The following is a 21,191-nucleotide window of genomic DNA, read 5'->3' as shown; positions in this document are numbered from 1 at the left end:
AAAAATAAGCGGACAGCCCCTTTCCAAGTCGAAGGTGCTGCCCGCTTATTTTTCATTCATCTTCGATAATTACTTTCTTACACCGAGAAGCTGTACGCCACCTCGTCCGCTTCGTGCCGGACAAGTCCGGTCCATTGCTCCCGCGGCACAAGATCGACCACGGCTTTGACGGCGATCCGGTCGAAATCAAGCTGCGGCACCTGCTGGAGCGTCAGCCGGTCGGTCATCAGTCGGCCCAGCAGGCCGGGAAAGCGGGCTTCCATCTGCTTCAACCGATACAGCCCGGTTTCAAAGTCCTTGCGCGACGCGTTCACCGAGCCGAGCACGCATTTATTCTCCAGCACCAGCTCTTGATTAATCTGGTCGGAGGAAATGCGGATGCTCCGGTTGCCCGGAGTTACGCCGAGAAGTGCCAGCACGCCGTTCGGCCCCAAGGCGGCCATCGCGTCGAACGCGAGCGGGCTGTAGCCCGTGCATTCGAAGATGAGGTCCGCGCGCCGGCCGTTTCGCTGCAGGTACGCCTCCAACGCGGATACGGCAGGAGCGCCCCCAGAGCCTGCCGGGACGGCGGCTTCGTCTTCCGCCCGCGCGTACATCGCTCCGCAGGCCCGGACCAGCTCGGCCCCGACCGAATCGTCCGGCGACTTGGACCATACCACGGTATCCAGTCCCAGGCACCGGCACGTGAGTGCAGCGAGCAGCCCAAGCGGCCCCGAGCCAAGCACCACAGCCGTCCTCGGCTGCCAGACGAGCCGCTGCTGAATGCGCTGCACCTCGGTCCATACCTTCTCGACAATGCTCTGCGGCTCGGCCAAAATCCCGTAAGCGAGACTGCCCGCGGGCACCTTGACCAAATATCTGGCATCCTCGACATAATAGTCCGACAAGTACCCATGCGCGCCGCGGATACCCCGTTCCGTATACTGCCCCGTTTCGCAGAAGTCCTGCTGCCCGTTCCGGCAGTTGACGCATCCCGGGTCCGCACACGGCCTGCGCACCAAGGCGCAGACCGCGTCTCCCGGCGCGAATCCCGTGGCCGGGTCCGCCTCTTCCACGACGCCGAGCGATTCGTGCCCGATCGTCAGCGACGTTTCGCCCTCAGGCGGCACGCCGTACTTGTCGCTCATGATCTCGCGGTCCGTGCCGTCAAGGCCGATGCAGAGCACGCGGACGAGCACGTCCGTCTTCGTCTGCCGTCCGGGGCGCTCGACCTCGATCAGCTCCAGCTTTGGCGACGCCGCCCCGGCTGCCGCTCCGCCCGCGGGTACAAGGCCGGTTACGCGCACCGCCTTCATCGCTTTTCCCCCGCCGCATGGAGCAGCTTCGCGTCGCTCTGATCCTCGCTGCCGCGTTCCCGGTGCCGGAACAGCTTCAGCTTCGCCAAATATTCCTGCACCACCTTGACGAAGGTCGCGTGGGACCAGGTCAGCGGTGAAACGGACATCGGCTCGCCGGTGAACGGATGCACCTGTTCGGCCAAAATCCCTGAAGGCAGCGCATGGCTCATCGTCCATCGCAGCAGATCCGCCGCCTCCTTGAGCTCTTCTTCGCTCTTCGCCGCGGCGATCACGTATTCCGCATACCAGAGCGTGCATATAAACCACGGATTGCCGGGCACCTTGGCGACATCCTTCGTCACCTGATGATAATAGTCGTTGGAATACCGGGCGAGCCCTCCCACCTCCGTCTGTACCCACAGCTGCTGACGGATCGCTTGCATCGTGGCAGCGACCCGCGGGTCGTCCGGCGCAAACATCCCGAAGTCGAATATCGCGTACATGCTCGCATCCAGCGTCAAGTCCGGCTCGTACGACTGCTTCTCGTCATTCCAATAGAGCGAACGGATAAACCGCTCCTCCTGCCCGGAATAAAGCGAATGCTCGACCGCCTGCTTCACGCTGGCTGCCTTATCCCGGTAATGCAGCGCCCTCAGCTTGTCCCCGAAATGCTCGGCGAAGCCCGCAGCGGCGAGCAGCCCCGCGTAGACGCTCGCGACCGTGAACAAATGCACGCCGTAGCGCTCCTCCCACAGGTCGTACGAAGGCAGCGGCAATCCCGAAGCATCGGTATAACGCGCCATGAAATCGGCCGCAGGCAGAACGAGATTGTCGTAGTCGTCGCGCGCTTCGTCCAGCGTCCGGGCCAGGCGGTGGTGATGCCACAGGGCGAACAGCACAAGCGCCGTCTCGTCCTCTTGAATGGCAAGCTGCTTCTCGCCGCGGGCGTTGACCCACGGATGCCAGCTCGAACCGACGGAGCCATCCGGGTTGTACTTGTGGAGCAAATAGCCGTCCTGCGACAATCCCCGCTTGCAAAACTGGAAAAATCGTTTCGTCAGCGCATGATAGCCGCTTCGGTCAAGCGCATGCGCAATCAGCGCGCCATCCCGCGGCCACATGTACGAATACGTATCGCGCGCAAACTTCAAAATGTCCGAATCGTTGGCGGCCAGAATGGCCCCCCGGTTGTCCGTATTCGTACGGACCACGAGCAGGCTGCGCTTGTAGAAGGATGCGATGTCCGGCTCAAGAAGCTTCAACTCGTGCCGGTCCTGCCCGAGCCACTGGCCCCAGTAATTGTACGTGCGCTGCAGCAGCGCATGCGGCGTAGCCGACCGGACCGTGCGTTCCAGCTTGCGGATTTCCTGGTCCTCCCGGGCGAAGCATACCCAGAACCAGGCTTCCTTCGACCCTTTGGCCGGCACCCGCAAGGCCAGCTCGACCGTTCCGTCAACCGACCCTTGCGCAATCGGGTTGCCGCCGAGCCGTCCGTCTTCCGCATCCCGCCATGTCCCTTCGAGCCGGTTCATTTCCTTTTGCCCGGTCGCATACGAAGTAACTCCCGCCTCCTTCTGATCCTGCCCCCGACACGACAACGACAAGTACCGGTGTCCCTTGTAAAATACAAGCGATCGCAATTCCGGGTCGTAGTATACCGTATCGCCCACGCCGTTGCCGTACAAGTGCAGGTCCAGATGGAAATACAGCTTCACCTCGCGTTCCCGGTCCCAGTCGTTTTCCACGACCACCTTGCGGATGAATACATTCTCCTGCACGTCCACGCCGTCGCGAAGCTGCAGCTTGAGGCCGAGCCGCTCGTGCGTGCAGGCGACGTTCGTAATCATGGAATCGTTCAAATAGCCGGACTGCTTTTTCAGCTCCGGATGGTCGATCCAGAAAAAATCTTCCGCCGTCCATACGCCAAAATGCGATAAATGGTCCAGCGCTTGATTCTCCTGACCGACATAAGGGAAATAAATATCCCGAACATTGTAATGAACGTCAAAATTAATAAGCACGTTGCCGTTGCCTATAGGCAAATCACGGGCCATAACGCTTCATCCCCTTCCTGCTCACCCTAATTTTCCCCATGAGTGGAAGGAATTTATGCATTCGACATAAAAACCCGTCGCATCCTTTGGTATATTATGGTATACTTAAAGTAAATGCAAGAAAAGGCCGACCAGTAGAGGTCAGCCTTCGTATGAAAATGGTTATGGGCAAGTGCCGCTTATTTGCGTTTTCTTCCGTGTTTCACTAAGGTCATGCGACGGGTGTGGCGCAACCAGGAATAATAAGCTTTCAGATCACGAAGTTGAATATCCTGAGACACGCGGCCCAAGAACGTAACGACAATCATTTTATGCAGAGGATTGCCTGCGATATCGATTTCATCCTTCAATTCGACAAACTCGGCGACCATCACAAGGTCATCGTCAATCAGGTAAACGTCTTTTTCATTTGCATAATACGGTTGGATTTTACAGTTCTTCAGTCTTTCCCATAAAAAGGAGCAAATATGTTCGATTCCGCCCTGCCCGTTCTCCACCCGCTCCGACCATCGGCTGAGCGCATGGCTGGTAATGACGATATCTGCTACTTTGTAACCATTAAATTCAATATAGTAGGGTTCGTAGGTGCTCCAACGGTTCATAACTTTGTCTCTCATTACAATCCCACCCCCTTTTGTAACGCTAAAAAAGTGTGCTACTTCTAATGTAGTATCCGTATTACATAGAGTCAAGAGGCAGATAACCATGATAAACGCTTTTTTAGAAATTGCTATTTCCTTTCATACGTTTGTCCATTACAATAGTTTCAGAGAGGAGTGACCAGGTTTGGGACAACCTATTCCCGATTTCGGAAAATTTCTTGAGGGTCTTCGAGGCTCGATGTCTTTGCGAGAAGCGGCTCGCAAAAGCGGTCTTTCCCATGCCTACATCCGGGATCTTGAGCTTGAGCGAAACCGTTCGACCAATGACAAAATAACCCCGTCGCCGGATACGCTTCAGAAGCTGTCGGCTGCATACGGCTACCCCTATACCGATTTGATGATCAAAGCAGGGCATCTGATGAGCAGTCATATTTCATCGTCTTTCGCCCCCCAGCGAAACGAGGATATTGACCTGTCGAACGTCTACTTCATCGAGATCGGCATGAAAGAAATTACGTATTACCAGAAAGGAGCGACAATTACGAGGAGCATTGAGTCGCTGCTTGATTTCAGCAGCTTTTTGGACCGGTTGGAAGAGAACGATTTCAAGAAGATGGACACCGATCTTTACGTCAATTTCAATCACATCCGCAAATATGACGAACGGCGCGGCCAGCTTTATTTTAATGAAAACGGCGAGGGCCCGTACGTCACCATCTCAGCAATCCGCCAACGGAAATACCACGAACAACTTCTGCGCAAAGTGGCGATCAACACCAAAAAAAGCCTGGAATTTTCCTTCAGCAAAAGCGGCAAAGCGTCGGCTTTCTCCACTGCGGAGAAGAACGTCTGATCTCAACCTGCATCATCGTGACTATCACCGCCCGCGAGCGCGTACGACTGCCCGCGGGCTACTTTTGTACCCGATTCTGCCAGAAGAAGCGGGAGTGAATATCGGTTAGTATTATTCTATGCTTCCGATCCCTGTTTAGAATGCATTCGCTGAGAGTGTTCATAGTTTTTTAGCCGCTCGCCCGGAGGTTGTCCTTCTTTATTGCTTGCATACTCCAAAATAATCCACGTTACGAAGTTTGTCACCCCCTCAAATCTGTAACCTCCCTCTTAATAAATGCGCACCTGGGTACGAAACAGCTTATCCGTGTCCTCGGGAGCCATGTTGGCTTTGGCCAGCAGCTTATACGCTTCCTTCAGGTACTCGACGGCATCCGTTCCCGGCTGCTCTTGAAAAAACTGAACGACCTCCAGCAGCATCCCGGTACAGCTCTCATCCCCCAAAGCGAAGCGGGCTTCCGATAAAATCAACTTGGCCATATGAATGTTGCGGCTGTTCCAGCTTTGCCCGATAATCTGGCGGCAGATCGTTTCCGCTTCCTCGTATTCTCCGCATCGGTTATGCAGCTTGGCCAGCCGCAGCCGCGCGATCTCGACAAAATAAAGCTGTTTCGTCGCCTCTCCGATTTCCAAGGAACGGCGCTGATGCTCAAAGGCCAGCTTGTACTCTCCCATATCGGCATACAAATCCCCGATATTATTGTTAAAGAGCAGCTCAAACGACGGATGATACGCAAAATAAGCGGCAGTCTGCTTGTATTCTTCCTCCGCTTCCGCATACTTTCCAACGGCCTGATAGCATTTGCCCAGCAGATTATGCGAGCGAAACCGGGAGATCGGGGAAAGCCTTTTCCTGCTTTTGACGGCTTGAAGAAGCGAAATGGCGGTATGGTATTCTCCGATTCCGTAGCGATAGGCGGACATCGTAAGCTGAACCGAAACCGCAAGCTCCTGCGGAACGCTATGGCGCTGCACTAGAGCGTAAGCTTCTTCAATCCATTCGGAGGCATGGCCCGGATCGATGTTCACATACATGAACGAAAGCCGGTTTAAGCCGGCGGCGAGCATGGGCATGTCCTGCAGCTCCCGGGCCAGATCAATCCACTGCTTGTATTCGCTCTCCGCTTCCTTGAAATTTTGTCGAACGTCCTCGACAAATGCCCGGAGAGAATGCAAACCGGCCCGGTACACCGGCTTCACCTCGAAGCGCAGCTCTTTCAGGTGTTCCGTCCATTTCCGGATCGTCTCGTAATCCCTTTCCTTCTCGTACCTTTCCTGGAGGTAATCGAGAATAAGCCCCAGCGCTTTCTGATCGGGGTCCTTCAGGCTCATCCGCTCCAACCAATCGAGAATCGGGACCCCAAGCCGGTCGAGCAGCTTCTCGACAATCGTGATATGCGGAAAATAGTCCTCATTTTCAATCCGTGAAATCATGCTTCGGGTACAAATGCCGGCGGAGAGCTCCTTTTGCAGCATCGAAACGGCTTCGCGTTTGGAGCGAATGAGCTGCCCGAAATGATCCAGATTCATCGTAAGCTCCCCTCCTTATCCGCACCAATAATCCACAGATTGCTGCAGTACGATTTGGTGATCCAGTCAAGCTTGGCGTACGTCTCTTGAGAGACGTGGCTGCTTCGCGCGCCGGTCATGGATCGGATCTTCAGCCCGCAGTCCAAGAGCAGCCGATGCAGCTCGACCGGCATCAGCATATTATAGTTTGTCGTCTCGCCCCGCAGACGCTTCAGCGCTTCTTCGTGAGGCAAATTGCCGGGACCCAGGCAAGCGATGACCACTCCGCCTCCCGGCTTGATCACCCGGGCCATTTCACGGATCATCCCATACGGATTCCGCGCCCACTCCACCACCGTGCAGCAGAAGACATAATCGAAGGTCTCGTCCTCCTCCGGAATCGGATCGCAATCCGATACATACGCCTCGACCTGCCTTGCCTTCGCACTCTCGACCATGGCCGGAGAAATGTCGATGCCCATCGCGAGAAAGCCCATCTCGTTTAAGCGCTTCGTACCGATCCCCGGCCCGCAGCCGACGTCGAGCACGCGCCGTCCTCCATCCCGGACCGCAAACTTCGCAAAATACTTAAGCAGCAAGCTTCGGCTGCCGTTGTCCCACAAGTCTTCATTCGAAAAGAAGGCGCTAAACTCGTCCCACCATGCCCCGCTATATACGTCAACCGTCATTAGGCGCATCCTCTCTTTTTCCCAGATCATCGCTCTATCCCGCTTCGGACCGAGCCGTTCCTATGCCGTAAAACACGGCATAAAGTCGCTTGAAGTTCACTACGGACTCTTGTACACTGTAGCTTTGGAGCAAAAAAAGCCTGCTTTGGTTGCATGCAGCCTCTATCTCTAACACTACCAAAGTCCGGGCTTCTTTGCCATTACTCTTGAACCAAACGTAGCGATAGATTAGAGATTTGCAAGCTTCAGGAAAACTGAATTTGGAGTAAGGAAGTGTTTTATGGAGCACATTGGTCTGTTTTCTGTTTTATGCTTCATATTTTGGTCCTCGGTTTTTGTCCTGACTTTGGCGTTGTTCCGACAAAATGTTAGGCCTCATCTTAAGAGCATTCTCATCAGTGCCCTCATCATGACTCAAATTTCACTCATAACGCAAACCAAAATGCTGCTTTTAGGACTAGCCGTTTTACAACCGTTTTTCACGATTCTCTGTTTCAGTCTTTTTTTCAGGCTTCATGAGCGGCGGGCTTATTTTGTTAACGGCTATTATTTCGTCTTTGTTTGTTATAGGAACCAAAAGCAGTCCGGGAACCGTTCTTTTGATTGCCTTTATCCATTATTTATATGTAAAGGAAGTTGCGGATATATAGGAGGGTGTAAAGAGCCTTTTTAATATTATCGGTAATCGTGGAAGATCATGATTAGAAAGGTGTCCATATCATCAACACTGACAGGAGTAACAAACGTGAATAAACGATATGCGTATATCTTAATAATATTCTATTTATTTTCAGGACCTGGCCCAATATTATTTTTCTTAAACAAATTTACTGTTTCTTTCTTGCCAATCGTTACTCTCGGTGTAATCCTTTTCATATTAAAAAATGAAATACTCTTAATCGATTTCAATCAAGTTATTAGAAATATAAAAAATTATAGCTTAGCTTTTAACGGTTTAAAATATTGCATCTTTTCACATGCCCTGTCAACGTTGATATTTGGGTTTAGTGAAATTGTCACTGACGATTTAATAAACTCCTATCTAATCGTATCTGTGAATACCGTTATTATTGCGCCTATTTTAGAAGAGACGGTATATAGGAAAATTATATTTGGATTTTTAAATAAACGGTATAACTTTTGGATAGGGTCAATCGCTTCATCCTTCATATATTCAATCGGTCATTTAAGTATGGATCGTTTCCTCGCTTACTTTTTAGTTGGGATGATTCTTTGCTTCGTTTATAAAAAGGCGGGCAATCTATTCCCGGCGATGCTAGCTCATGCTTCATTAAATTATATTTCCATTTTAGTAAGAACATTAAATGGATAAATTTCAAGTATGTAACAATTAATATTCGCTAATTTTCGACAAAAATTTTCTTGTGTACTTATTATGTGTATATTAAACTTATCTTGAAGTAAACGATTCTAAGGTTTTCCAAACAACTTTTATGTGATAGGACTTTTTTACCATATATGATAAATTGTAATAACGAAACTAACTTATAGTTTCTCAAAGGGGATTCCTCATGTTTACTTTTCTTGTAAAAATGGTGTCTACGACTATCGAATTTTTCGCAATGGTGTTGTTGGTTTTATCCGCTTTCCGTATATACTTCCGATATGCACTACATAAAGTATTCTTTATCGCTGTAATTCTATCTTTAATTTCGTTTTATGTTCGTGATTTTCTAGGACAGTTCAATTATGCTTTTTTGTCTATATTTGTAATCGAAATCGTGCTGCTAACCTTATTCTTTAGACTTCCTATTATTTTTTCATTTTTCATGTGCATCATTGCCAATATTGCAACAGCCATTTTCGAAGGTCTTGTCACTGCTATAGGTATGCAGATGAATTTAACGTCAGTGCAATTAATACAGACCAATCTAGTTCACTTTGTTACTTGGCAATTAGTTGTTACAGCCCTTCAAGTGCTGCTAATCCTTTTTTTACAACGCTATAAAATAGGGTTTCACTTCACAATAAATGATTCGATGAAAAAATACAATTTTTGGTTGTCAGCTATCCTTATCCTAAGCGTATTCGCACTTCAAGTGCAAACTTTAATATTGGGAGAATTTAAATACCATATTGCAATTCCAATCGTATTGGCAATCATTTTTCTTATTGGTATCGTGCTTTCGTATAAACATAATCAAAAACTATGGAAAGCAAGAAGAGAAAGGCTGTCCAAGAGATGAGCCCTATCGATTCAATGGCAACATACTTGGCAAAAGCTATACGTAAGTATAATGAACATGCCGGATCAGAAATAGCTTTGAAATATGCATTGAGTCTGACAATCAATACGAGCTTTGCTATAACCGTTTCCTTGTTAATATCAGTTATCACAAATCGTCTCGATGAAGCGATGATCGGAATAGTTGTATTTTTGTTGATTCGCTATGTTAGCGGCGGAGCTCATTTGTCTTCTTCACTGGCTTGCTGTATTACTTCAATTTTTATTTTTACAACTATCGCCAATGTGCCATCTAAGTACACAGAAGTATCCATGTATCTAAATATTGTTTCGTTTATGATCTTGCTGTTTACTGCTCCTAACAATATTAAAGATGTCAGCCGAATTCCTCAAAAATTCTATCCTTTATTAAAATTAATTACATTAGTTATCATATCCAGTAACTTTTTTATCAAATCTACAGTCTTTACTGCCGCTTTCATCATACAAGCAGTATTAACAACAAGATATTCCTACAAAATTATTAATTATTTTGAAAGGAGGCAACCGCATTGAAAAAAAAATTAGCTATTATTGCAAACTCACTGCTAATGGCTCTGGCCGCTTTTTTTGTGGGAACAAATTCATTAACTATGAACCGCCCAGAAACACCGGAAGAACTTCTCAAGAAATAACGCCTTAGCTTTCTGGGCTGGTAGTCCGCAGGTCTGCCAGCCTTATCCATGCCCGTCAATGCCCGCTAGGGCATAATTCATTTCTCTCCTTCGAGCGGCCCCCCTCCTCCGATACGCCACAATTTTCCGAATAGTATTTGTGCACATCGTTCAAGAAAGGGACGATTACCAGCCTTCCCGCGACGAAGAGACGGGTAGCGGAATGGCGGTCGTCTTTTTTGAGTTGGAACGCTCTAAAGTCATTATCAATGTGCCCAGTAATGTGCATTAGGGATAAGCTTCCTAAGCCGTGAAGCCGCAGGCTTACCGAAGGCGTTGAGACACAAGACCATCTCGAATTTCTGATCTCTCAAGGCTGCGACAAGATTCAAGTCTGCATGTTGAGTTTTCTCCGTCTTGCAACTTTTTTCGCTTTATTTCGTTTATAAAGGAGGATGGAGTCTAACCATACCATGGAAAGGATTTGAATTATGTCCGTACCGATGCCCGGCAGTCCTCGTACTCAGACGACCGCTGCCGCTGCCGCAAAGAAAAAAAAGAAGCCGGTTAAAAAGAAGAAACGGCGTTCGTCCACTCTGGCCTCAATTACACTCTATACATTCTTTTTCCTATTTTTGTTCGGAAGTGTGTTCAGCTTGTGGTTTTTTCTAACGGAAACCGGCACGAATCTGCGCATGATGATGGCCGATACGATTATTTCGACGCAGCACCGCGATTGGGCGAAATACCTCATCGGCGAGGAAGAGCTCAAAAAACGGGTTGACCGGTACTGGGCGCAATTTGACAAATATTCGGAGATCAAGGATAAAGACCTTGTGCGCGTTGAGAAAAAGCCGGTGGCGGTTGTCGAAAAAAAACCTCCCGTAGAGATACAAGACATTCAGGGAAAAAACTTCAAAGGCAAGCTGCTGATCGTCAACGATCCGAAATCGCTTCGTATCGCCGTCCCGGGCACGCGGGGCAAAGGAGAGAAGGTCTCCTCGATGGTGAAGCGGCTGGGGGCCATCGCAGGCGTCAACGCAGGCGGATTCGTCGATCCGGAGTGGAAAGGCAACGGCTTTCAGCCGACCGGCCTCGTGATGTCAGGCGGGAAAATTTTCTACAACGACGGCGGCATGAACACGCGCAATCATATTGTCGGGATCGATAAGGACGGCAAGATGGTCGCCGGCAAATATACGCCGAACGAGCTGATCAAAATGGGCGTTCAGGAAGCGGTCACCTTCGCTCCGAAGTTTATCGTCAACGGCGTGGGCATGATCAAAAATCAGGCGGACGGCTGGGGGATCGCTCCCCGCACCTCCATGGCGCAAAAGGCCGACGGCACCATCATGTTCGCCATCATCGACGGACGCCAGCCGGGATACAGCATCGGGGCGACGTTGTATGATATCCAGAATATTTTCCTGGAGCATGACGCAGTCACGGCGGCCAACCTGGACGGCGGTTCCTCGACCGTACTGGTCAAGGATAACCAGATTTTGAACAAGCCTTCGAGCGAATACGGCGAACGGTATTTGCCAACCGCCTGGCTGGTGTTCGAAGAGCCGGCCAAAGCGAACATTAAAAACATTTGGGAAGGGCTCGATCCGAGCAAGATCGATCCGTCCAAATGGTAATTCCGACAAAAGCAAACGGGATCTCGGGCATGACGCCGAAGATCCCGTTTTTTTGCATAGCAAGCTTTAGTGCTCCTCGCGCTCGGCTGTCGTGGCGGCGATGGACGCTTCGGCTGCGGCTACATCGTCAGTGCCGCTCTCCGTTTTGCCGCTGCGCCACGATTTCACTTCCTGACTCACTTGAACCGCCGCCTGCTTCGCTTTTCCCGCCATCTCCGATGTCGTGCGCCCGATGCTTTCCGCTGCAGTGTGCGCTTTATCCGATACGGCGGAGACGATCCGCTTCGATTTTTCCGCAACGTCTCCTGCGATTTGCTGCGTCTTCTCGCTCACCTGATGGTAGCCCTCTTTCAGGTCGGCGCGCAGCTCGCGTCCGGATTTAGGCGCAAACAGCAGCGCCGTCACCGCGCCAAGCACGCTGCCAATTACGGCTCCGACGAGCAAGTCTTTATTTCTTTTTTCCTGTGTCATGTTCTTCACTCCTCTGATTTCATGGGTCTGGAAGCTTGCAGGCGATGCCAGAGGTGAAGGCCGGCGGCAGTCAGCTCCATCAGGTCGTTTGCGGTATCCCGATGGCTATGTAACGCTTTGCGCGCCTCAAGTGCCGTGCTCTCTATGGAGAGCGACACGGCTTTCACGATCCGGGATACCCGCTGTACCGCTTCTCCCGTCTCCTCCGCCGCCGCAAACCAGGCATCGACCGCTTGCATTTTGCCTTGCAAATCCTGCATGACCTCCGTCGACACCCGAAGCAAGCTTTCGGTGCTCTCCGTGGTTTGCCGTACCTGCTGCTGCATCGTGTCAAGCGCGGTCTCTGCATGCCTCAGGGCACGGATCGCCAAATACGCCAAGCGTATAGCCAGCCCGATGAGCACCAGAAAAGCAAAAATGCAGACCGCCGCTCCCCATTGCCACCACATGGCCTTCACCTCCGTTATCGGGGCCGCTTCTAGACGAATGCCTATGAGATAGTACAGTATAAGACGGAGGCGCCCAGTTTGACACAACTTCCGGAAAAAAAGGACGGGCAGCCTGCCAAAAAAGACAGCAAAAAAGACCGGATTCCTTAACAGCCGGTCTTAGTTCACCTATCTGGTCAAGCCGTCCGATTTAAAATATACCCTTTGCCCCGCTCGTTCAGCAGGACGGTAGGCTTCTGCGGATCCGGTTCGATTGTGCTGCGGATTTTGTTGATATAAATATACAGAACGCCTTCCGAGGTGCCCAAGTAGTCGACCAGTTCGTTCGCCGGGACATGCTTGCCTGCATTTTGGGTCAAATAATACAACAGCTTAAATTCCAAGGTGGAGAGCAGACGGACTTCCCCGTTCGTATAAATGCAGTGGCTGGCGATATCAAAGAACGTCTGATCGGTTAACATCACTTTGCCGCTAATCTTCGAGAGGCGGGAAGTGTCGTCGGTGAAGTGAAGCGGACTCCGCGTCATTTCGCAAATGGATTGCTCTAAGAGCATGAGCTTTTTCAGCGCGCCTTTCTCATCCGGATTTACGATCATCAACGGGGCCGTCGTTTCGGTCATCAGCGAATCCAGCATACGTCGTCTTGCATTTGACTCGAATCGACCAGAAAGAAAAGGTTTTGCTTTTCCCTTGCAAGGACGGTGCGGAACGCATGACAATCGCGAATTTGAACGAGGCGGATCTGCCGGTTAAAAATATGGCTCGCGTATGTAAAGAAAAAATCGTTATTCGTGTAAATGACCTTAAAAGCGGTTAAGATTCGTTTTTCTGCCAGCAAAAAAAGCCTGGTTGCCCAGGCTTTCAAGTGCGGCTTAGAACAGCCGCTCCAGCTCCCGCTCGATGCGCTCCACGGCTTCATCCGCATGACGGACGCGGAGTCGGATCGGCTCCATGGTATAACGTTCCTCCGCATGCTCGTAGCGCGGATCGTAGTAATATTCGAGCAGCAGCCTTGCGGCTTCCTCGAATTCTCGGTCCAGCAGATGCCGCTCGATTTGCGCGGCAACCGGCGTATGAATCCGGCGGCGAATTTGCCGAAAAGCGGCAAGGCAAGCGTCCGCGTGCTCCTGCGGCCGATACTCCTGCACGATGTGCCGTATCCGCTCTTCCAACGGAACCTCGATCCGGATCGGAATGCCGCTTGCTTTGGCTTCCGCCAGAAAGTCGGGCATGACCGCCCGGCCGATCCGGCGGCTTTCCGCCTCCATCAGCACGAAAGGCCGGTCCTCATAGCGCAGCAGTTCATGGACAAGCAGCGATTCGAACGTCTTTTGGTTGTTCGGCGCAAGCCCGATCTGTCCGAAGATGGAGCCGCGGTGTCCGGCCATCCGCTCAAGATCGAGCACGGGGTAGCCCCGTTCGGCCAGCTTGCGGAGAAGCAGCGACTTGCCGGTGCCGGTATGGCCGGCAATGACGACGACCTTGGGCTTGAGCTCGAACGACTCAAGCGTCCGGACTACCCACTGACGGTAAGCCCGGATGCCTCCGGTCAGCCGGTAGGCGCGGATGCCCATGAGCGACAGCAGCGTGGCCGATGTCCGGCTTCGCATACCGCCCCGCCAGCAGAAGACGGCTTTGTTCGGGCCGAGCGCCTGAAATTCCCGGATAAAGGCCGGCAGCTTGGCGGACACGATCTCAAGCCCGCGCTGCTTAGCCGCTTCGATGCTGACCTGCTTGTAGGTTGTACCGATCTCCGCCCGCTCCCGGTCATCGAAAAGCGGTATGTTCAAGCTGCCGGGGATCGTAAATTCTTTGAACTCTCCCGGAGAGCGGACGTCGACGAGTGTCAGCTCCCGTTCTTTATGCAGGCGCAGGAGCTCCTGCACGGTGATGTCTTGTAGCAACGCGTCCATCGCTCCTTTGCTTCATATGAGGGCTGCGGCTTACAGCGATTCCAGGACGCGGATTTCGCCCGGATGGCCGGCGGTCGTCTCGCCGATGATCGCAGCCTCCACGCCTGCGCGGCGCAGGTCGCCCAGCAGGGCGTCGGCCTTGTCCGCGGCGACGGCGATCAGCAGCCCACCGGAGGTCACAGCGTCGCAGAGAATCCATTGATCTATCTGATCGATGGATTCGGCGAAGCCGACGGTGCCTTCAAGGTGCGCGTAGTTGTTCTTGGTGCCGCCCGGGACAAAGCCCGCTTCGGCCAGCTCACGGACACGAGGCAGCACCGGCACCTGGGCCTTCCCGATGCGCACGCCTACGCCGCTGCCTTTGGCCATCTCGGCCGCGTGGCCGAGCAGCCCGAAGCCGGTCACGTCCGTACAACCGTGCACGTCGTACGGCTCCATCGTTTCCGCAGCCGTCTTGTTCAACGTAGTCATGACCTTCGTGACCCGATCGATTTCTTCCGGGCTTAAGGCATCCTTCTTGATTGAGGTCGTTAAGATGCCGACGCCGATCGGCTTGGTCAGAATCAGCTTGTCTCCCGGCTTGGCCCCCGCATTCGTTTTCGCTTTGGACGGGTGCACCAGTCCGGTGACGGCAAGACCGAACTTCGGCTCGTTATCGTCAATGGAGTGGCCCCCTACGAGCGTCGCTCCGGCTTCTTTGACCTTATCGCCCGCACCGCGCAAGATATCGGCCAATACTTGCTTGTCCAGCTTCTTGATCGGAAAGGCCACGATGTTCAGCACCGTTAGCGGCTTCCCGCCCATCGCATAGATGTCGCTTAGCGCATTGGCCGCCGCAACCTGGCCGAAAGCGTAAGGATCGTCGACGATGGGCGTAAAGAAGTCGACGGTTTGGACCAGCGCCAGCTCGTCCGTCAGCTTGTACACCCCGGCATCGTCGCTCGTATCGAGACCGACGAGCAGGTTCGGATCGGGCGCCGCCGGTGGAAGCGTCCGGATCACCTGCTGCAGGTCCGCCGGACCGATTTTGCAGCCGCATCCGCCTTTTGTTGAGTAAGAGGTTAGTTTGACCGGTTCGTTCACACTCATCTTTCGGATCAGCTCCTAGATATGGTTTCCATAAAATCAGGTTAGCACAGTTGGCATTTAAAAAAAAGAAGGTATAATGAAGTCAATGAAACGGGGGCTTATCCCCGCGACAATGGGATAAAAGCAAGCCAACACGGGAGGATGCAGCGGATGGATCAGGAACAAGGGCTTCAGTTGATCGAGAAAGTAAGGATCGTCGCCATTGTGCGCGGCGTGGAGGAACGGCATATCGAGGGCTTGGCGGATGCGCTGGCCAGCGGCGGGGTGCCGGTCATGGAAGTGACGCTGAATACGCCGGGGGCGCTTGGCATGATCGAACGGCTCCAGACCCGGTTCGGGGAGCGGATGTACATCGGCGCAGGGACCGTCGTGGACGTGGACGACGCCCGGAAAGCGCTGGATGCCGGGGCGTCGTACTTGGTTACTCCGAACACGGACGAGCAGGTGATCCGTTACGCTGTGGAGCGCGGCGCTCCGATTTTCCCGGGAGCGATGACGCCAACGGAAGTTGTGAAAGCCTGGAAAGCCGGGGCGACGGCGGTGAAAATATTTCCGGGCGCCAGCCTCGGTATCGGCTACATCAAGGAATTGATGGGCCCGCTGAATCATATCCCGATGATAGCGGTCGGCGGTGTGAACGAGGACAACATCGCGGAGTTTATGAAGATCGGCTGCTACGGTGTCGGCATCGGCGGCTCGCTCGTGAACCTGAAGGAAATTGCTGCCGGCAATTTTGCCTGGGTGCGGGATAAAGCGGCCCGGCTCGTAGAGCGGTCCAGAGGCTGAATCGCGTCGGTTTGAGGAGGGACCTGCTGCTTAAAGCAATATGCGAAATTGCCGCTCCGGCACGAGTCCTTCTCCGGTGTTGCCGTGAAGCTTACAAGTGGCGGGAGATTAAGGGTGACGTGAGTTTACGTACATTAAGAGTTTATGAACGTTGACAGCTTTCAAAGGCTGAGTTGTGAGCCGGCGAGAGTTACTTCAATGAGCATTACGAGTGGCGCGTTACAAGTCGAGAGAGTCACCGGCGGAAAAACGAGATGAAACGAGCCAACGCAAGCTTCCGGGGCATGCAGCCGGTCCCAACCAACAAAATAGATGATCTGCTGTGCGTTATTGGACTGGAATCCGCAGGCTTCCCCTAAATAGCGGAACTAAAAGGACCCTATCGCCTTCTTCCTCGGCAGCTTGAACATTTTTCGACAAGCTTAGTGCACTTTGACTTCCGCTATGTGCTCGTCAGCGGCCCAAAACTTTAGCATAACACATGCTAGTTCCTCTATTGTTAAGCCGGGACCTCCAGCCCTCACCCTGCCCTCGCAGATTGCTCATTTGAAGGTACAAGGGGCGTCATTAATAGCTTTTCAACGAACCGGACAGCCCTTTCCTTTCTTGAGCATCAAAGGATGCGGATTGCACTTCATACTAAAAAAGCGGTCCTCCACAGCTGGAGGCCGCCTTCTTGCGCATCTATGCTTTTAACACGTCGTGGTCGACATAACGCTCGCCGTTCAGCTCGCTGATCAAATTGATCGCAACCTTGGCCCCGTCGCCTGCGGTAATGATCGTATGCACGCTCACGCCCGCCGCTGTCCCGGCCGCCCAAATGCCCGGCACGTTCGTCTTGCCTTCCGGGGTAGCGTCGACTACGGTTTTGATCCGCGGCTCGGTTCCCGGCTTCGTATTCACGCCGATCTGCTGCGCCAGCTCGGCGTTCAGCCCCGTGGCGAGCACGACATGCTTCGCTTCGTAGCTTCCGTTCTCCGTCTCCAAGCGGAATCCTTCGCCTTCCTTCGCAACGGCGACGACTTTGCCTTGCACCAGCTCGGCTCCGAACTTGGCCGCCTGCTTCTTCCCGATCTCCACCAGGTCCGGCCCGGTAATCTCGGCTACGCCGTAATGGTTTTCCACCCAAGCGCGCTTCGTAATGCTCTGATCGCTGTCAATCACCAGCGTCTTCTTGCCCGCCTTCGCCGTGAAGAGAGCAGCGCTTGCTCCTGCAGGTCCTGCTCCGATAATCGCTACATCGTAAGACATCATTCATCCTCCCTTTCAGAAAGTGAAAAGTCGAACGTGCGAATGGAAACGGATTCGCCCCGGTCTTTTCCATTATCCCCCATCGGATTCAGGCTTGTCAAATGATGCGCGGGGAGCTTCCGTGCCCTGAGCTTCGACCTCTTCCAACGGCAGCCGGACCGTTACCGTCGTTCCTTCCCCTTCTGCCGAATCGAGCCGGATCGCGCCTTGGTGCAGGTCGACGATCTCCCGGCAAATGGCAAGTCCGATGCCGGTTCCTTCCGCTTTGGGGTCCGCCTGGTAAAACTTCGTTTGGACGTTTCCGAGATGCTCGCGCGATATCCCGATGCCGTTATCCGTGACTCGCACGACAGCGTCGCGGTCTTCCCGCTCCAGAGAAATTGCAATGCAACCTCCCGGCCCGGTAAATTTGATCGCGTTATCGATCAAATTCAAACCAACCTGCTTCAGCCGATTCGCATCCCCGATGACCGTCATGGGTTCGGAAGGTACGTTCAATCGAAGGTCGATCCGCTTTTGCTCCGCTTTGGAACGCATTTGCAGCACCGCCTCCCTCAGCAGCTCGTTCATCGGCACCCGGGCGAGATCGAGCGTAATGCTTTTCTGGTGCAGTCTGGAGAAGTCAAGCAGCTCCTCGACGAGGCCGATCAAGCGGTCGGTTTCCTTTGCGATGATGCCGAGCCCGAGCCGCGTCTCCTCCTTGTCCTCCATGCCGCCTGTCAGAATCGTTTCGCTCCAGCCCTTAATGCTGCTGAGCGGCGTCCGAATCTCGTGAGAGATGGAAGAAATAAAATCGTTCTTGAGCGCTTCGCTGCGCACGATTTCGCGGGCCATATAATTCAGCGTCCCCGCCAGCTCGCCGATCTCGTTATCATACGATTCGTTGACCCGCACGTCGAACCGGCCTTTGGCCATCTCAGCGGAAGCGGCCGTCATCCGTTTGATCGGCCGGACGATCGAATTGGCGAAGGGAAGGCTGACAAGCAGCACCAGCAGCAGCACGACGGCGCCAACGCCCGCCGACACGGCGTAAATCGTGCGCAGCACCCGGTCTACCTCCGTCAACGAAGTGACATACCGGATCACCGCCAGCGTCTGCCCTTCGTAGACGAGCGGGTTGGAGACGGCCATCACGCGCTCGTTGGTCACCGCTTGGTTCCCGGTCCATACCCCGGTCCGGCCCGCCCAAGCCTCCTTCACATCGCTTGTCCGAATGCGCTCCCGTATGTCAAAGCCGCTGGACGCCGCCAGCACCGTGCCGTTACGGTCCACAATTTCCAGCTCCGCCGTTTCGTAAGCGAAATACTGCACCATCCGGTTCAAATGCTGGCTCAAGTTATTGTAAAACAAGTCCCCCGCAAAGTTGGCGTAGAAGTTCGCCGAGACGACGGCATGGTTGGTCAGCACATTGGCGATGCCGTTATAATAAAACTGGCGGACGGCAAAGAAGAAGACGCCTTCCATCAGGAGGAGCGTCAGCAGAACAATCCCCAGAAAGCGCATGACAACCTGCCGTTTCAGACTTCGGCGCATCTTCATGTCGAGGCGTCCCGCCCCTGCCAGCGGTAGCCGAAGCCCCATACCGTCTCGATAAATTTCGGAGCGGACGGGTCCTCCTCTACTTTTTGACGGAGCCTGCGGATGTTGACATCGACGATTTTCGGATCTCCGATGTACTGTACGCCCCAGATTTCATCGAGCAGATCGTTACGGCTCAGCGGCTTGCCTTCTTTTTCGATCAGGCGCTGGATCAAAGCAAACTCGGTCGGGGTCAGATCGATCCGTTCACCGTTTTTGCGGAGCTCGACTTTCTCCGAATGAATTTCGAACGGGCCGGAGCGCAGCGTTCCGCTGTCCTCCCCGCCGGCCGGCTGCCTGCGGACACGGCGCAGCAGCGACCCGATACGCGCCATCAGCTCCCCGGGACTGAACGGCTTGCCGATATGATCGTCCGCTCCGAGCGACAGCCCCATCACTTTGTCCTGCTCCTGCACCTTGGCGGTCAGGAAGATGATGCCGATCCGCTCGTTAAACTCCCTCACCCGCCGGCACACCTCGAAGCCGTCGATCCCTGGCACCATGACGTCGAGCAGCGCAATATCGAAGCTGTCGTCCTGCTTCAGCAGTTCCAGCGCCTCGTCTCCGGTAACCGCCTCCGTAATCTCGTACCCTTGCCGCTTCAGATTGACGACGACAAAGCTGCGGATCGAATCCTCATCTTCCAGAATAAGTATTTTACTCATGCGTCTGGCTCCCTCCTTCGGCTCCTGCTTCCGATAGCAAGCGGAAAAAGCTTCGATAAGCCGCTCCGTTCGTATCGATGGCATACACTTGATCCATCGTCCGGCTCAACACGGTCCAGGACTTCTGCTCGTCCGTCCATTCCGCCTGTGGAAATACCCGGATCTCCGCCAGCAGCAGCCCGTCCCCGGTATTCGTAAAACGGACGGAAGCCTCCGATTTCTTCACCGTAAACCGGTCTTTCCACTCCGGTGGAATGTCAAAGGTAAATCCGTATTCGCCGTTAAAGTACCGTTCCAGCACCGTCGTAAGTCCCCGAGCACCGTCCCATTTGGCAAAGGTCTCGATCCAGGGGATGAACGCCATCGCCTCGTTCTCGTAGCCCGGTGGAGCGTACATGCCGGCTATTTCGAGGATGCCGTCGCCGTCGGCGTCTTCGCTCTTGCCCGAGTATGCTTTGTAAGTCGTTTGAGGGTTAAGCGCCCGCTTCAGCTTCCCTCCCTCGTACACAAGCAGCTCGGTATACGAGGAATGGGCGCCTACCGAAGCATCGAGCACGACGCCCCGCTTGTCTGCTGAAACGCGCCCTCCGAGCACATTATAATAATCGTTCACGGTCGAATCCAAGCGGACGCTGCCCAGCTTGCGAAGCTCGCTTTCATATTGGTAGAGGGCGGCATTCGACGATTCCCCCCTTTCGTGAACAATGACCGTTACGTCTTTTTTTCCGTCGCCGTTCAGGTCGTCGATCACGTAGTCCGTATATGGCAGCTCCAGCTTCTTCATCATCCGTCCGGCCTCGAAGGAATAGACCGCCAAGCCTTTGGCCGATTCCGCTCCCGTCGAATAGCCTGCGATAACGTCCTTCCTGCCCTTCTGCACCACATCGTCAAACGTCAGCGAATCCAGCTCGAACCCGGCGCCCTCGAACCGGTCAAGACGCTGCCATGACTCGTCCTTCATTCTCCATATTTCGCCATGCAGCTGTTCCTTGTTTTTGATCTTATAAAAGAACACCGCTTCCTCGCTGCCGTCGCCGTCCAAATCGATCAGCGAGAACGCTCCCTTCTGCTCTGCCTTGCGGGGGCGGATCAACGCCGCGCCTTCCGGCAGCGACCGTTCGATCGTCAGCTTGAGCGCCTCCTGCTCGGCCGGGAGCTTCGGCAGCCGCATGTATGCCCCGGGCTGCCCCATGAAGCCGCAGCCCGTACAGCCTAAAACCAGCGCCAGCCAAGCCGCCGCCGCTTTTCTCATCATCGTCATATGTCACTCCCCAAGCGGTGGTCCGAACGTCCGGGTTTCGTTGTTTTTCAAATGATAGCCTTTCCTTTTGCGAAAATCAATCGACGGGGCGAAATAGGTGTGATCCGGCCCATTTCAGGGTAAAAAAGAGTAGCTCTCTCCATTGTAATCGCTTGTCGAAAAAAGAAGGTAACAAAACGATGACAAAAGAATTGGCGAAATTTTAATATTTTTGTAACCTTTTGCTCCATGTTTTGCGTTATTATG

Annotated in this window: 21 protein-coding genes; 7 read left to right on the top strand and 14 right to left on the bottom strand. The window is 53.3% G+C overall.

All coding sequences use genetic code 11. From position 1 onward, the window contains the following. Nucleotides 1–77: 77 nt before the first annotated feature. The 3 genes from PEH01S_RS13330 to PEH01S_RS13320 all read right to left on the bottom strand — a co-directional run bounded on the left by PEH01S_RS13330 (nucleotide 78) and on the right by PEH01S_RS13320 (nucleotide 3,948). Nucleotides 78–1,295 (bottom strand): glucose 1-dehydrogenase, encoded by a 1,218-nt coding sequence (locus tag PEH01S_RS13330; protein ID WP_025851731.1) that lies wholly within the window; start codon nucleotides 1,293–1,295, stop codon nucleotides 78–80. Then, nucleotides 1,292–3,331 carry a glycoside hydrolase family 15 protein gene (locus PEH01S_RS13325; protein WP_025851732.1) on the bottom strand — a complete coding sequence of 680 codons (2,040 nt, stop codon included), beginning with the start codon at nucleotides 3,329–3,331 and terminating at the stop codon, nucleotides 1,292–1,294. The genes PEH01S_RS13330 and PEH01S_RS13325 overlap by 4 nt, the downstream gene beginning before the upstream one ends. A 179-nt stretch (nucleotides 3,332–3,510) precedes the next feature. Continuing rightward, nucleotides 3,511–3,948 (bottom strand): hypothetical protein, encoded by a 438-nt coding sequence (locus tag PEH01S_RS13320; RefSeq protein ID WP_025851733.1) that lies wholly within the window; start codon nucleotides 3,946–3,948, stop codon nucleotides 3,511–3,513. A gap of 223 nt (nucleotides 3,949–4,171) precedes the next feature. On the opposite strand from PEH01S_RS13320, the gene PEH01S_RS13315 reads away from it, so the two are divergent. Beyond that, entirely contained in the window at nucleotides 4,172–4,786 is a 615-nt protein-coding gene (locus PEH01S_RS13315) for a helix-turn-helix domain-containing protein (protein ID WP_246062908.1), read from the top strand. Nucleotides 4,787–5,055: 269 nt separating this feature from the next. On the opposite strand, the gene PEH01S_RS13310 is transcribed toward PEH01S_RS13315, so the two are convergent. Both PEH01S_RS13310 and PEH01S_RS13305 read right to left on the bottom strand, forming a co-directional pair. Beyond that, nucleotides 5,056–6,315 (bottom strand): helix-turn-helix transcriptional regulator, encoded by a 1,260-nt coding sequence (locus PEH01S_RS13310; RefSeq protein ID WP_127485968.1) that lies wholly within the window; start codon nucleotides 6,313–6,315, stop codon nucleotides 5,056–5,058. After that, nucleotides 6,312–6,983: a class I SAM-dependent methyltransferase gene (locus tag PEH01S_RS13305; RefSeq protein WP_127485966.1), complete on the bottom strand. Its 672-nt coding sequence runs from the start codon at nucleotides 6,981–6,983 to the stop codon at nucleotides 6,312–6,314. The genes PEH01S_RS13310 and PEH01S_RS13305 overlap by 4 nt, the downstream gene beginning before the upstream one ends. A 745-nt stretch (nucleotides 6,984–7,728) precedes the next feature. Here PEH01S_RS13305 and PEH01S_RS13300 point away from each other — a divergent pair. From PEH01S_RS13300 to PEH01S_RS13280, 5 genes are all read left to right on the top strand, one after another. Continuing rightward, nucleotides 7,729–8,316, top strand: a complete 588-nt coding sequence (locus PEH01S_RS13300; protein WP_164827820.1) for a CPBP family intramembrane glutamic endopeptidase — start codon at nucleotides 7,729–7,731, stop codon at nucleotides 8,314–8,316. A gap of 199 nt (nucleotides 8,317–8,515) precedes the next feature. Beyond that, entirely contained in the window at nucleotides 8,516–9,190 is a 675-nt protein-coding gene (locus PEH01S_RS13295) for a hypothetical protein (RefSeq protein ID WP_127485962.1), read from the top strand. Continuing rightward, complete coding sequence (locus tag PEH01S_RS13290) at nucleotides 9,187–9,744, top strand: accessory gene regulator B family protein (RefSeq protein ID WP_164827818.1); 558 nt, start codon at nucleotides 9,187–9,189, stop codon at nucleotides 9,742–9,744. Before PEH01S_RS13295 ends, PEH01S_RS13290 begins: the two co-directional genes overlap by 4 nt. Beyond that, nucleotides 9,741–9,863, top strand: a complete 123-nt coding sequence (locus PEH01S_RS13285; RefSeq protein WP_127485958.1) for a cyclic lactone autoinducer peptide — start codon at nucleotides 9,741–9,743, stop codon at nucleotides 9,861–9,863. Before PEH01S_RS13290 ends, PEH01S_RS13285 begins: the two co-directional genes overlap by 4 nt. A gap of 470 nt (nucleotides 9,864–10,333) precedes the next feature. Beyond that, a complete protein-coding gene (locus PEH01S_RS13280) occupies nucleotides 10,334–11,482 on the top strand; it encodes a phosphodiester glycosidase family protein (protein WP_127485956.1) in 1,149 nt (382 codons plus the stop codon). Nucleotides 11,483–11,548: 66 nt separating this feature from the next. Here the strand turns inward: PEH01S_RS13280 and PEH01S_RS13275 are convergent, their stop codons facing one another. The 5 genes from PEH01S_RS13275 to selD form a co-directional block, all read right to left on the bottom strand. Next, complete coding sequence (locus PEH01S_RS13275; protein ID WP_127485954.1) at nucleotides 11,549–11,953, bottom strand: YtxH domain-containing protein; 405 nt, start codon at nucleotides 11,951–11,953, stop codon at nucleotides 11,549–11,551. 5 nt (nucleotides 11,954–11,958) lie between these two features. Then, complete coding sequence (locus tag PEH01S_RS13270) at nucleotides 11,959–12,402, bottom strand: DUF948 domain-containing protein (RefSeq protein ID WP_127485952.1); 444 nt, start codon at nucleotides 12,400–12,402, stop codon at nucleotides 11,959–11,961. A gap of 176 nt (nucleotides 12,403–12,578) precedes the next feature. After that, a complete protein-coding gene (locus PEH01S_RS13265; protein ID WP_127485950.1) occupies nucleotides 12,579–13,037 on the bottom strand; it encodes a winged helix-turn-helix domain-containing protein in 459 nt (152 codons plus the stop codon). Between the two features lie 237 nt (nucleotides 13,038–13,274). Beyond that, a complete protein-coding gene (mnmH, locus tag PEH01S_RS13260) occupies nucleotides 13,275–14,306 on the bottom strand; it encodes a tRNA 2-selenouridine(34) synthase MnmH (RefSeq protein ID WP_025851748.1) in 1,032 nt (343 codons plus the stop codon). A 39-nt stretch (nucleotides 14,307–14,345) separates the two neighbouring features. Beyond that, a complete protein-coding gene (gene selD, locus PEH01S_RS13255; protein WP_025851749.1) occupies nucleotides 14,346–15,404 on the bottom strand; it encodes a selenide, water dikinase SelD in 1,059 nt (352 codons plus the stop codon). 150 nt (nucleotides 15,405–15,554) lie between these two features. On the opposite strand from selD, the gene PEH01S_RS13250 reads away from it, so the two are divergent. Next, the gene (locus tag PEH01S_RS13250) at nucleotides 15,555–16,190 is read left to right on the top strand and encodes a bifunctional 4-hydroxy-2-oxoglutarate aldolase/2-dehydro-3-deoxy-phosphogluconate aldolase (protein ID WP_127485948.1); all 636 of its coding nucleotides are present in this window, start codon (nucleotides 15,555–15,557) and stop codon (nucleotides 16,188–16,190) included. Nucleotides 16,191–16,874: 684 nt separating this feature from the next. Here the strand turns inward: PEH01S_RS13250 and PEH01S_RS13245 are convergent. The 4 genes from PEH01S_RS13245 to PEH01S_RS13230 form a co-directional block, all read right to left on the bottom strand. Then, complete coding sequence (locus PEH01S_RS13245) at nucleotides 16,875–17,441, bottom strand: NAD(P)/FAD-dependent oxidoreductase (RefSeq protein WP_063179815.1); 567 nt, start codon at nucleotides 17,439–17,441, stop codon at nucleotides 16,875–16,877. Between the two features lie 72 nt (nucleotides 17,442–17,513). Then, nucleotides 17,514–18,980, bottom strand: coding sequence for a sensor histidine kinase (locus tag PEH01S_RS13240; RefSeq protein WP_127485946.1), 1,467 nt, complete (start codon nucleotides 18,978–18,980; stop codon nucleotides 17,514–17,516). Next, entirely contained in the window at nucleotides 18,977–19,684 is a 708-nt protein-coding gene (locus PEH01S_RS13235) for a response regulator transcription factor (protein WP_127485944.1), read from the bottom strand. The genes PEH01S_RS13240 and PEH01S_RS13235 overlap by 4 nt, the downstream gene beginning before the upstream one ends. Further along, nucleotides 19,677–20,939 (bottom strand): hypothetical protein, encoded by a 1,263-nt coding sequence (locus tag PEH01S_RS13230; protein ID WP_127485942.1) that lies wholly within the window; start codon nucleotides 20,937–20,939, stop codon nucleotides 19,677–19,679. Before PEH01S_RS13230 ends, PEH01S_RS13235 begins: the two co-directional genes overlap by 8 nt. Nucleotides 20,940–21,191 lie beyond the last annotated feature (252 nt).

The organism is Paenibacillus ehimensis NBRC 15659 (genome assembly GCF_004000785.1).
Taxonomy (GTDB): domain Bacteria; phylum Bacillota; class Bacilli; order Paenibacillales; family NBRC-103111; genus Paenibacillus_G; species Paenibacillus_G ehimensis.
This window is presented reverse-complemented; position numbering and strand designations above follow the sequence as displayed.

What these genes read in the sequence shown, in the direction of transcription:
- PEH01S_RS13320 (WP_025851733.1), bottom strand. Translation starts at nt 3,948, where the DNA reads ATGAGAGACAAAGTTATGAACCGTTGGAGCACCTACGAACCCTACTAT.
- PEH01S_RS13290 (WP_164827818.1), top strand. Translation starts at nt 9,187, where the DNA reads ATGAGCCCTATCGATTCAATGGCAACATACTTGGCAAAAGCTATACGT.
- PEH01S_RS13250 (WP_127485948.1), top strand. Translation starts at nt 15,555, where the DNA reads ATGGATCAGGAACAAGGGCTTCAGTTGATCGAGAAAGTAAGGATCGTC.
- PEH01S_RS13265 (WP_127485950.1), bottom strand. Translation starts at nt 13,037, where the DNA reads ATGCTGGATTCGCTGATGACCGAAACGACGGCCCCGTTGATGATCGTA.
- PEH01S_RS13310 (WP_127485968.1), bottom strand. Translation starts at nt 6,315, where the DNA reads ATGAATCTGGATCATTTCGGGCAGCTCATTCGCTCCAAACGCGAAGCC.
- PEH01S_RS13325 (WP_025851732.1), bottom strand. Translation starts at nt 3,331, where the DNA reads ATGGCCCGTGATTTGCCTATAGGCAACGGCAACGTGCTTATTAATTTT.
- PEH01S_RS13270 (WP_127485952.1), bottom strand. Translation starts at nt 12,402, where the DNA reads ATGTGGTGGCAATGGGGAGCGGCGGTCTGCATTTTTGCTTTTCTGGTG.
- PEH01S_RS13275 (WP_127485954.1), bottom strand. Translation starts at nt 11,953, where the DNA reads ATGACACAGGAAAAAAGAAATAAAGACTTGCTCGTCGGAGCCGTAATT.
- PEH01S_RS13235 (WP_127485944.1), bottom strand. Translation starts at nt 19,684, where the DNA reads ATGAGTAAAATACTTATTCTGGAAGATGAGGATTCGATCCGCAGCTTT.
- PEH01S_RS13230 (WP_127485942.1), bottom strand. Translation starts at nt 20,939, where the DNA reads ATGATGAGAAAAGCGGCGGCGGCTTGGCTGGCGCTGGTTTTAGGCTGT.
- PEH01S_RS13240 (WP_127485946.1), bottom strand. Translation starts at nt 18,980, where the DNA reads ATGAAGATGCGCCGAAGTCTGAAACGGCAGGTTGTCATGCGCTTTCTG.
- PEH01S_RS13305 (WP_127485966.1), bottom strand. Translation starts at nt 6,983, where the DNA reads ATGACGGTTGACGTATATAGCGGGGCATGGTGGGACGAGTTTAGCGCC.
- PEH01S_RS13315 (WP_246062908.1), top strand. Translation starts at nt 4,172, where the DNA reads ATGTCTTTGCGAGAAGCGGCTCGCAAAAGCGGTCTTTCCCATGCCTAC.
- PEH01S_RS13280 (WP_127485956.1), top strand. Translation starts at nt 10,334, where the DNA reads ATGTCCGTACCGATGCCCGGCAGTCCTCGTACTCAGACGACCGCTGCC.
- selD (WP_025851749.1), bottom strand. Translation starts at nt 15,404, where the DNA reads ATGAGTGTGAACGAACCGGTCAAACTAACCTCTTACTCAACAAAAGGC.
- PEH01S_RS13295 (WP_127485962.1), top strand. Translation starts at nt 8,516, where the DNA reads ATGTTTACTTTTCTTGTAAAAATGGTGTCTACGACTATCGAATTTTTC.
- PEH01S_RS13330 (WP_025851731.1), bottom strand. Translation starts at nt 1,295, where the DNA reads ATGAAGGCGGTGCGCGTAACCGGCCTTGTACCCGCGGGCGGAGCGGCA.
- PEH01S_RS13245 (WP_063179815.1), bottom strand. Translation starts at nt 17,441, where the DNA reads ATGTCTTACGATGTAGCGATTATCGGAGCAGGACCTGCAGGAGCAAGC.